General features: G+C 42.0%; 3 protein-coding genes. 2 read left to right on the forward strand and 1 reads right to left on the reverse strand.

The genetic code is table 11. The features are described from left to right. Window positions 1–469: carboxypeptidase-like regulatory domain-containing protein (locus HP439_RS17855; RefSeq protein ID WP_172391692.1), on the reverse strand; the 469-nt coding region annotated here is incomplete at its 3' end. 311 nt (window positions 470–780) lie between these two features. Between HP439_RS17855 and HP439_RS17860 the strand changes: the two genes are divergently transcribed. Together HP439_RS17860 and HP439_RS17865 are read left to right on the forward strand one after the other, a co-directional pair. Then, entirely contained in the window at window positions 781–3,948 is a 3,168-nt protein-coding gene (locus HP439_RS17860) for a ligand-binding sensor domain-containing protein (protein WP_172391693.1), read from the forward strand. Next, a partial coding sequence (locus HP439_RS17865) for a response regulator (protein WP_172391694.1) occupies window positions 3,941–4,613 on the forward strand: 673 nt, incomplete at its 3' end. The genes HP439_RS17860 and HP439_RS17865, both read left to right, overlap by 8 nt.

The following is a 4,613-nucleotide window of genomic DNA, read 5'->3' on the forward strand; positions in this document are numbered from 1 at the left end:
TCGCCACAGATCGCGAAAGATCCTCGGAGTTCACAGTAGAGATAGCTCCCGTTACGGATTCTTTCTTCTGGGTACCGTATCCCACAACAACAACCTCATCGATACTAGCGTCTTGGGACTGAAGAATAACCTCGACGGATGCACCAGACGGCGTGACTTCTTGGGTAATAAATCCTACCGACCGGAGTATAATTGTCTTTGAAGCCCCCGATAATGTAAGTGTGAACTTACCATTGCTGTCTGTCGTTGTGCCTGCCGAGGGATTGTCTTTGGGCTCCACGGTCACACCCTGAAGTGGGGTTCCAGCAGCGTCTTTAACGGTCCCCTGCAGCTGTTGCTGCTGCAAGCTAGTTCCCGCCAAAGGGTAGCGATTAAGGGACGCTACAGCCGGAACTGCAACTCCTGCCACCAACGTGCCGCAAAGCAGCATGCAGTGTAATCGCCAGGAATGGATTGAAGTAAATCTCATTAGGTGAAAAGTTTAGATGTTCATAATCGATAACCAAAGTTAAATCTCTAACTATGCAAAATATTCCCAAAACGTCTCAATTTATTGCCATATTGTATCACAGATAGTTTGCTATTTGTCGACCTATTATTCTAAAACACCTTTCAATTGGCTTTAATCGTTGATCGTAACGCGTAAGTATTACTCTAAGTCATCTAAAAGAAAGTGTTGCTCGACTTGGAGAACTTGGGGACGAGCCCTCAAATATATCGTATAGAATGCTTAATTTGCTCTTCAAAAGTCCCTATTAAATTGACTGAAAGACGAAATCGATGTTCCGAGCAAAAAAAAGAAGAGAGAAGGGAATGCACGCCCTGTTACTTAAATTAGGATTAGTATTTGTAATATTCTTCTTTGCCATACAAAATGGTGGCGCGCAGTTAAATCCTTCGGCGCGGTACTTTCAGAAATACGGCGTAGACCAAGGATTGTCCAATAGTGCAATTCTTTGTAGCGTCCTAGATAAAGACGGATTCCTTTGGTTTGGCAGTAAAGATGGTTTGAATCGCTTTGACGGTTATGATTTCAAACATTATTACGCATCGGCAGATAGTGCGAGCGGCCTTGGCAGCAATTTTATCCACAGCCTTTATGTTGACCAGAAAAAAAATATTTGGGTAGGTACCGACCAGGGTATGTATATCTTCTACCCCCATTTAGATTCCTTTCGCCCTTTTCGTGGCGGAGATCAAGGTGAAATTTTAGACATTCAAGCTGATAATCGAGGACGTATCTGGTATATTGCTGAAAACGAGCTTTTCTGCTACGAAATGAAAACAGACATGGTTATCCAACATAGCAGCAGAAATGAGTTCATGGCCTCTGCCATAGCCTTCGATGAAAAAGGAACGTTATGGCTTGGTTCACATGGAGCTATCAAAAACGTAAATACCGGGGAAACATACTACTTAGACAAAAATACCAAAGGTCAGCAATGGATCGAAGATTTATATACAGATCAACAGGGTATATTATGGATCGGAACAACTAAAAACGGGTTATATAAATTTGATCCCAGGTCAGCGGAAATCAGTAATCCCTTATCAAAGCTTCCGATAGGCCAGTTTTTCATACGAGACATAATTCAAACGGATGTCCAAACACTATGGATCGCAAGTGAAAGCGGATTAATTATATTCAACACACAGAGCGGAGATTTTCAACAACTACTCCATGAGGATGATCATCCTTGGAGCTTGTCAGATAACGCCGTCTACACCGTCAGTCGCGACATGCAGGGCGGTTTATGGGTCGGCACTTACTTTGGTGGTCTAAATTACTATCACCCAAAGCACAACGTATTTAGAAAATTCTTTCACCGTTATGCAAAATCTTCCATCGCCGCACATGCAGTACGTGAGTTCATCGAGGATCGTCAAGGAAACATGTGGATAGGCTCCGAAGACAACGGATTGAGTCACTGGGATAAGAAGACGGGCGCATTTACAAAGGTTGAAGAGGTTTCACACAGCAATATTCACGGTTTGTGTTTGGTGGGTGATACATTGCTGGTAGGAACTTTTGATCAGGGTTTGGACTGCATTGATATAAAAACAGGAAAGAGAATCGCTCACATTGAGGTTTCCAGTTCTAACGGCGCGTTAGGTAGTAACTTCATCGTCCACATCACCCAAACGCGTACGGGTCAAGTGTATATGGCAACAGCACACGGTCTTCACAAATTTATTCCGGGCGCCAATAAATTTGTTCTGGTTCGGACTGTTCCCGACCACATATTTTACACATCTATTTTTGAAGATAAACAAGGCAAATTATGGTTGTCAACTTGGCGCGATGGACTTTTCATTTTAGACCCGAAGTCTGGACGCTCAGAAGTATTCACTCACGATATAAAAGACCCTCTATCATTAAATAGTAACCGTGTAAACCGAGTCTTCCAATCTAATAATGGTGAAATTTGGATAGCCACCGAGCACGGCATCGCGCGTTGGAATAGTGCTGGAAAACCGATGAGTAGAATTACCACTGAAGATGGTCTGCCTAGCAATCTTATTTTAACTATTCAAGAAGATAGATCAGAAAATCTGTGGATTAGTACGAGCAGAGGATTAGTATGTATGGATCCAAGAACGCTACGGATGCAAGTTTTCACAAAGGAATCCGGATTACTCAGTTTGCAGTTCAATTACAATTCCAGTTTTACCGATAGACAAGGATATTTCTACTATGGATCGGCGGGTGGATTCATTCGCTTTCATCCCGATTCTCTGAATGCACATTACAAATCGAAAATTAAAACAAACCTCTTGATTACTGGAATCAGTGTCCTACAACGTGAGTTACGAGTCGGCACAAAGGGATCGAAGATACAGGAAGCGGTCCCTTACCTTAACGAGTTAAAATTACCCTATGATGAATCAACTATCACATTAGATTTTTCGGCTATGAACTTCGTTTCTGCTAAAGAAGTGCAGTATAAATACATGTTAGAGGGATATGATTTACAATGGACCACACTGCGAGGAAGCCATAGTGCGCACTTTACAAAAATTCCCCCGGGCAGATATACTTTCCGTGTTCAAGCACTAAACGGACTCGGCGAGCCAATTTCCGATGAGCGAAGCTTAGCAATACGAATTAACCCGCCACTATGGGCTAGCATTCCCGCTTTCGTCATATATTTCATACTAATAGCGCTTCTATTTTATTATTTAGGAAACTCCTTTGACCGAAGGATCAAAGAGAAAAATCGTCGCCAGCTAGAGGCCGCCAACCTTCAACGAGAGCGCGATTTATATAAAGTGAAAATAAATTTCTTCACCCAAATCGCACATGATATTAAGACGCCACTGACATTGATCAAGGCGCCTCTAGAAAGACTTATGCTACAAAACGAAACGAATGAACGTACGGAACGTCTTTTGAACACTATGCATAACAATACCGAGCAACTCGTAGAATTGACGAATCAACTATTGGATTTCCGAAAAATAGAAAGTAGCGAACATAGTTTGAATCTCGCCGAACATGATGTTGAAGTTTTTTTAAGTGAACGGTTAAAGGACTACCAGCCCGCGTTCAAACAACGAGAATTACTACTCTCATATAGCGCCAACGGGCCAGTGATCGCCCGAGTCGATATTGAAGTGCTTGGCAAGATCGTCGATAACTTGATGACAAATGCCCTCAAATATGCTGAACGAAAGGTTTGGGTTGAAATATCCTACGAAGGAGCTAGAGAATTCTTCAGTATACAAGTTACCAATGACGGACCTAGGTTGTCCAGCGATGCAATAGAAATGATCTTTAAGCCATTTCATAGGGAACCTAACTCCCATGGTATTAAGGGTGCTGGATTGGGACTAGCGCTCGCGCATTCCTTTGCACAACTCCATCAGGGATCCTTAAAATTTGTCGAAAATTCAGAAAAATTGAATATATTCGTTCTGCGCATACCAACCAGTGGAATCTATGACTAACACGACAAACAATAAACCGACAATATTAGTAGCGGATGACCATCTTGAAATATTAAACTTTATTTCCGACGATTTAAGCGACGAATATCATGTCGTGAAAGCTACCGACGGCAAGAAAGCATTAGAGCAACTAACGCATCAGGATGTAGATCTTATTGTGAGTGATGTAATGATGCCCGGAATAGACGGTTTTGAGCTCTGTGCGCAACTTAAGGACAATGTCCAGTATAAGCATATACCGTTTATTATACTTACGGCAAAGAACAGCCTCCAGTCTAAAATAGAAGGGCTAGAATATGGCGCAGATGCCTATATTGAAAAACCGTTTTCTCCAAGCTTCCTTCAAGCTCAAATTGCCAGTCTGCTACGGAATCGTCGGAACGTACAGGCACATTACCGAGAAACAGCCACAGTTCCATTAGCAGTTGAACCAACAGGATTCAATAAATCAGATCAAGACTTTTTAAATAAGCTGAATAGCTTTATATTAAAAAACATAAATGAACAGGGGCTATGTGTCGACTTCCTTGCTGACCGCATGCATATGAGTAGACCCACTCTTTATCGAAAAATAAAGATGTTATCGGACTTATCTCCAAACGAACTCATTAATCTTACACGACTAAAAAAAGCGGCTATACTTTTGCAAGAGGGGAACTACAAAG

The sequence above is a fragment of the Sphingobacterium shayense genome (assembly GCF_013179575.1).
GTDB lineage: Bacteria > Bacteroidota > Bacteroidia > Sphingobacteriales > Sphingobacteriaceae > Sphingobacterium > Sphingobacterium shayense.